Here is a 5,495-nt window from a genome sequence, read left to right on the forward strand (position 1 = left end):
CTGGACCTTGCCGGTACCGCCGACCGGCAGAGCGTCGACGAAGACCACCTCATCGGGCACCCACCACTTGGCGACGCGCCCGGCGAGGAAGCCGAGGATTTCGTCCTTCTCCAGCGTCTGACCGGGCTTGCGCACGATGAACCTATTGATCCGGCACTATGAAGATTGAACTTTTCGAGCCCATCCGCGTCGAAGATGCATGGACAAGGAAGACGCTCGTTACCAGAAGCTTGAGCAACTTCACGAACGGCGCAAGCAAGTCGTTCGGCTGCACCGAAAGGGCTACGGCGTGATGGCCATCGTGGAACTCACAGGGCTGAGTTACCCGGCGGTGCGCCGCGCCATCGACTTGTACGAAGCTGGCGGCGCTGCGGCGCTCAAGCCCGCAGCGCGTGGACGCTCGCCGGGTCAGGGACGGCTGCTCAGCGCCGAGCAGGAGGAACTGGTGCGCCGCACGATCTGCGACAAGCGCCCCGAGCAGCTGAAGATGGACTTTGCGCTGTGGACCCGTGCGGCGGTCATGCAGCTCATCGAGCAGCTGTGCGGGCTGAAGCTGTCGGTGCGCGCGGTGGGCAACTACCTCAAGCGCTGGGGCTTCACGCCGCAAAAGCCGATCAAGCGCGCCTACGAGCAGCGCCCCGAGGCGGTGCAGCAGTGGCTCGAGCACGAGTACCCGGCCATCGAGCAGCGCGCCCGCGCCGAAGGCGCCGAGATCCACTGGGGCGACGAGACGGCGCTTGTGAACACCGACGTGCGCGGCAGGAGCTTTGCTCCGCGCGGCAAGACGCCGGTGGCGCGGGCCGTGGGCGGCACGCGCGAGAAGCTGTCCATGATTTCCACCGTCACCAACCAGGGCCGCGCCAACTGGATGATCATCGACGGGGCCTTCAACCACGAGCGGCTCATCGAGTTCTTCGAGGCACTCGTCCGTGACGGCCGCAGGCTGGGTAAGAAGGTCTTCCTCATCCTGGACAACCTGGGCGTGCATCACTGTAAGCCCGTCAAGGCGTGGCTGGCCGAGCACGTGGCCGACATCGAGGTGTTCTACCTGCCCAGCTACAGCCCCGAGCTCAACCCGGACGAGCGGCTCAACGCCGACCTGAAGCACGCCATCGGCACCAAGGTGCCCGCGCGCACCAGACCCAAGCTGCGCGCGGCGGCCGAGCAGCACATGCAGTTCATCGAGTCCAACCCGCAGCGCGTTCGGGCCTACTTCCAGGACCCCATCGTGCGCTATGCGGCCTGAAGACATATTCGTGCCGGATCAATAACATGCGTCAAATCGTAAATAGGCTCGCTGTGGCGCGGCTCGCACATGGGCCACACGCGGCGTCTCGCACGGCCGAAGCGACCCAGCCAGAGAGGCGGCGCCCCGGACCGTTGAAGGCGATGTCAGCCCTCTTGCAGGGGATGCACCTCCGCCGCGGGCAGCACGATGGACTGCTCACCGCCGCGCTGGGCTTCGCCGCTGAGTTCCACCAACGTCAGTTCCACGCCCAGCGCGGGGACGTCGAGCTGGTATTCGCGCAGGGCGCCGAGCAGGTGGTCGCGCACGACGCGGGCGCTCAGAGCGGTGCCGGAAACGCCCGGGACGGTGCCCTCGGCACCCTGCCCCCAGCGCAGCGCCTGCGGGCGGATCATGACGGCCGCTGGGCCGCCCGCGGCCAGCCCCTGCAGCGCTGGCGCGGCCACGCTCGCTGCGCCGACCCGCAACGCGCGGCCGTCCCAGGTGCCGCGCAGCACATTGGCCTTGCCCAGGAACGCCGCCGCATACGCGGTGCGCGGCTGGCGGTAGACCGCGGCGGGCGCGCCGAGCTCCACCAGGCGGCCCTGGTGCAGCAGTGCAATGCGGTCGGACATGGCCAGCGCCTCGGTCTGGTCGTGGGTGACAAAGACGGTGGTGATGCCCAGACGCTGCTGCAGCGCGCGAATCTCACCGCGCAACTCCTCGCGCAAGCCCGCGTCGAGGTTGGACAAGGGCTCGTCCATCAGCAGCAACCGCGGCCGCGCCACCAGGGCCCGCGCAAGGGCGACGCGCTGCTGCTGCCCGCCCGATAGCTGGTGAATGGCACGCCGCTGCAGGCCCGCGAGGCCCACCGTGCGCAAGGCTTCGTCGGTGCGCGCTTCGATGTCAGCGCGCGGCACGCCCTGTTCGCGCAGCGCCAGCGCGAGGTTGCCCGCCACGTCCAGGTGCGGCCACAGGGCGTAACTCTGAAACACCATGCCCAGCCCGCGCCGCTGGGTGGGCACGAAGACCGCGTTGTCCTGCACTACGGTGTCGTCGATCACGATGCGGCCCGCATCGGCGCGCTCCAGGCCGGCCAGGATGCGCAGCAAGGTGGTCTTGCCGCTGCCCGAGGCGCCGAGCAGGGTGAGCAGTTCGCCAGCGCGCACCTCCAGCGTCATGTCCTGCAACACCGCCTGGTTGCCGTAGCGCTTGGAAACCGCCTCAATCCGAATGCTCATCGTCGTCCCTCTTCACTGCGGCGGCTCGCCCAGCGCGACACCCCCAGCAGCACCAGCACCATGGCGATGGTGGCCACGCTCAGCGCGCTGCCCTGGGTGTAGTTGCCTTCCTGAAAGCGCACGTAGGCCTCATAGGCCAGCGTCTCGCTGCCCTGCGACACCAGCAGGCTGGTGGCCGAGATTTCCTTGACCGTGTTGACGAACACCAGCACCGCGCTGCCGACCAGCGCGGGCGCGAGCAGCGGCAGCACGATGCGCGCGATGACCCGCAGGCGCGACAGGCCGGCCACCGCGCCCGCCGCCTCGAGTTCCACGCCGATCTGCGCCAGCCGCGCCGTGACCGTGCGCACGCTCACGCCGCAAAAGCGCAGCACGTAGGCCAGCAACAGAATCCACACCGTGCCATACAGCGGCAAGGGCCCACCAGAGAAGGCGAGAATCAGGTCCAGGCCCACGACCAGCCCCGGCAACGCGAAGACAACGAAGCTCACCCGGTCCGCCAGCGCCGCCAGCCGGCGCCAAGCGCCGCTCAGGCGGTGCGCGGCATACACCACGGCCACGGCCACCGCCGTGGCGACCGCTGCGGCCGCAGCGCCCAGCCACAGGGTGTTGCGCAGCGCACGGCGCAGTTCCTCGCTCTCGAACAGCGCGGTATAGCGCGCCAGCGTCCAATTCTGCGGGCCGTAGCCCTGGCCCCAGCTCTCCAGCAGGCTCACGAGCACCAGCGCCAGCAAAGGCGCCAGCGCCACGGCAAGCAGGGCCGCCCACACCCCGATGGCGACGGGCGCGCGCCAGCGGCCCAGGCTGACCCGGCTTTGCCGGCTGGCCTTGCCTGCGAGCGTCTCCAGCCGCTGGCCGCGCAAGAGCCGCAGCTGCGCGGCCAGCACCAGCAGTGCCAGCACCCCGAGCAGCAGCGCCAGCACCGAGGCACCTTCCATGTCCAGCGGCGGCGTGGTCGCCAGGCCGTAGATGCGCGTAGTCAAGGTGTCGAAGCCGCGCGGCATGCCCAGCAGACTGGGAATGCCAAACTCCTCCATCACGTAAGCAAACACCAACAGCAGGCCGGCCAGTAGCGCGGGCCGCGCCAGCGGCAAGGTCACGCGCCAGAACACCCGCGACGGTGACAGCCCGGCCACGCGAGCGGCCTCCTCGAGCGCGGGGTCGGCCGCTTGCAGGTTGGCCGCCACGACGAGATAGGGGAATAGCAGCAGGTGCAGCGTGGTAACGGCCAGAATGGCGCCGGCACCGTAGGCATTGACCGGCGCATCAAGTCCTGTGAGGGCCTGCCACAGCCCGTTGTTGGCGAAGATCTCGACCCAGGCGCTGGCGAGCTGGAAGCCCGGAATCACATGCGGCAAGGCCACCAGCGCCATGACGAAGGAGCGGCCGGGAAAGTCCGTGCGCACCGCCAGCCAGGCCAGCGCGCCGCCGATGGCCGTGGCCAGCACGGCCGTGGGCACCGCGATCAGCAGCGAATTGAGCAGCGGCCCGAGGAGCATGTAGCGCTCCCCGAACGCGCGGCTGATCGCCTGCCATGAAAACGCCTTCGAGCCCGGCTCCGTCAGCGCGGTGCGCAGCAGTTCCCCGCCTCCGAGCAGGCTGGCGAGCAGCAGCGCCAGGGCTGCGAGGGTGGCGGCCAGCGCCAGGGCTGCCACCGGCAGCGTGCGCAATGCCAGAGGCAAGGGTGCGGTCGCCGCGGGCGCATGAGGCATGGCGCTAGCGCGGACGGGCGGGCGCTGGGAACCAATCGAACGCAGATCGTGCACTCATGCGCGTTCAGCCGCCGAACACCTCGCGCCACTTGGCCTGGTTCTCGCGCCGGGAATTCTCAATCCAGTCGAAGTCCGGCAGCAGCTTTTTGAGCTTGTCGTAGTCTGGCAGGCCGTTGGGCGCGGGCACGTCGTCGCGCGCGGGATAGATGCCGGCTTCGGCCAGCACGGTCTGCGCGATTGGCGACAGCAGGAAGCGGTAGAACAGCTTGGCCGCAGCCGGGTGCGGCGCCTTGGCAAAAATGCCCAGCGGCGAGGCCATGGTCACCGCGCCCTCGGTGGGCAGCACCACTTCCATTGGTGAGTTGGCGTATTCGGGTTGGTACTTGTAGAGCGTGAGCGAGATGCCGGCCGCGCGCTCGCCGCTGGCCACGGCGCGGGCCACGTCGGGCACGTCGTTGAGCACGAGCACGTCGTTTTTCTTGAGCTGCTCAAAGTACTTCCAGCCAAAGCGCGGGTCCTTCCACAGCGTGCCGTCGATCACATGCGTGGATCCCGACACCAGCGGCGAGGCGATCGCCACCTTGCCCTTGAGCGCGGGCTTGGTGAGGTCGGCATAGCTCTTGACGCCGGCACCGCCGGCCTTGGGGTTGGCCAGCAAGCAACCCACCAGGATGCGGCCGGCGACGAAATAACCGTCGGGCTGCTTGGCCAGCTTGATGTGCTGCCACTCGGGCGGGCGATACGCCAGCAGCTGCTTTTGCGCGACCATGCTGTTGAAGGCGGTGGGGTCGGCCATCCAGACCACATCGCCGCCGAGCGCGCCGGCGCGGCTTTCGGTCTCGATGCGGGCGAGCACCTTGCCGGTGCCGCTGCGGAAGAACTCCACTTCAACGCCGGGGTACTTGGCCTTGAACAGCACTTTCCAGCGGTCGAGCAGGAACGAGGGCACCGAGGTGTACATCACCACCTTGCCCTCCTGCTTGGCCTGCGCGTAGAGGGCGGCGATGTCATCGTCCTGTGCATGCGCCCAACCGGGCAGGCCCAAAGCCACGGCCGAGGTGGCCAGAAATTCACGACGTTGCATCAACGGTCTCCTGCGTCAATCGAGGCTGCGCATCCTATGTCGCTACTGTGTCAGCGGCGTGACAGATCCGCCACCGGGCTTACCCGGCCTCACGCATCAGCGCCTCGATCTCATCGGGTTCGACCGGCACGCCGCGCGAGATCAGCTCGCAGCCCTCGGCGGTGACGACGGCATCGTCCTCGATGCGGATGCCGATGTTCCAGAACGCTTCGGGCACGCCGTCGCTCGGGCGC

5 protein-coding genes and 1 pseudogene are annotated in these 5,495 nt (G+C 68.6%); 1 reads left to right on the forward strand and 5 read right to left on the reverse strand.

From position 1 onward, the window contains the following. On the reverse strand, window positions 1-135 hold a 135-nt coding region (locus tag JHC36_RS07810; protein ID WP_503006981.1), incomplete at its 3' end, for an AMP-binding enzyme. A gap of 64 nt (window positions 136-199) precedes the next feature. Here JHC36_RS07810 and JHC36_RS07815 point away from each other — a divergent pair. Beyond that, window positions 200-1,246, forward strand: a complete 1,047-nt coding sequence (locus JHC36_RS07815; protein WP_287917948.1) for an IS630 family transposase — start codon at window positions 200-202, stop codon at window positions 1,244-1,246. 146 nt (window positions 1,247-1,392) lie between these two features. Here JHC36_RS07815 and JHC36_RS07820 read toward each other — a convergent pair whose 3' ends face one another. The 4 genes and pseudogenes from JHC36_RS07820 to JHC36_RS07835 form a co-directional block, all read right to left on the reverse strand. Further along, window positions 1,393-2,466 (reverse strand): ABC transporter ATP-binding protein, encoded by a 1,074-nt coding sequence (locus tag JHC36_RS07820; RefSeq protein WP_287917950.1) that lies wholly within the window; start codon window positions 2,464-2,466, stop codon window positions 1,393-1,395. Continuing rightward, complete coding sequence (locus JHC36_RS07825) at window positions 2,463-4,178, reverse strand: ABC transporter permease (RefSeq protein WP_287917953.1); 1,716 nt, start codon at window positions 4,176-4,178, stop codon at window positions 2,463-2,465. The genes JHC36_RS07820 and JHC36_RS07825 overlap by 4 nt, the downstream gene beginning before the upstream one ends. A gap of 64 nt (window positions 4,179-4,242) precedes the next feature. Further along, window positions 4,243-5,262: an extracellular solute-binding protein gene (locus JHC36_RS07830; RefSeq protein WP_287917956.1), complete on the reverse strand. Its 1,020-nt coding sequence runs from the start codon at window positions 5,260-5,262 to the stop codon at window positions 4,243-4,245. A 79-nt stretch (window positions 5,263-5,341) separates the two neighbouring features. Continuing rightward, window positions 5,342-5,495 (reverse strand): annotated as a pseudogene (locus JHC36_RS07835) (Xaa-Pro aminopeptidase); the annotation flags it as partial.

It is taken from the genome of Tibeticola sp., assembly GCF_022759015.1.
In the GTDB taxonomy this organism is placed as follows: Bacteria; Pseudomonadota; Gammaproteobacteria; order Burkholderiales; family Burkholderiaceae_C; genus Tibeticola; species Tibeticola sediminis.

Coding starts and splice junctions, on each gene's coding strand:
- JHC36_RS07815 (WP_287917948.1), top strand. CDS start 200: ATGGACAAGGAAGACGCTCGTTACCAGAAGCTTGAGCAACTTCACGAA.
- JHC36_RS07820 (WP_287917950.1), bottom strand. CDS start 2,466: ATGAGCATTCGGATTGAGGCGGTTTCCAAGCGCTACGGCAACCAGGCG.
- JHC36_RS07825 (WP_287917953.1), bottom strand. CDS start 4,178: ATGCCTCATGCGCCCGCGGCGACCGCACCCTTGCCTCTGGCATTGCGC.
- JHC36_RS07830 (WP_287917956.1), bottom strand. CDS start 5,262: ATGCAACGTCGTGAATTTCTGGCCACCTCGGCCGTGGCTTTGGGCCTG.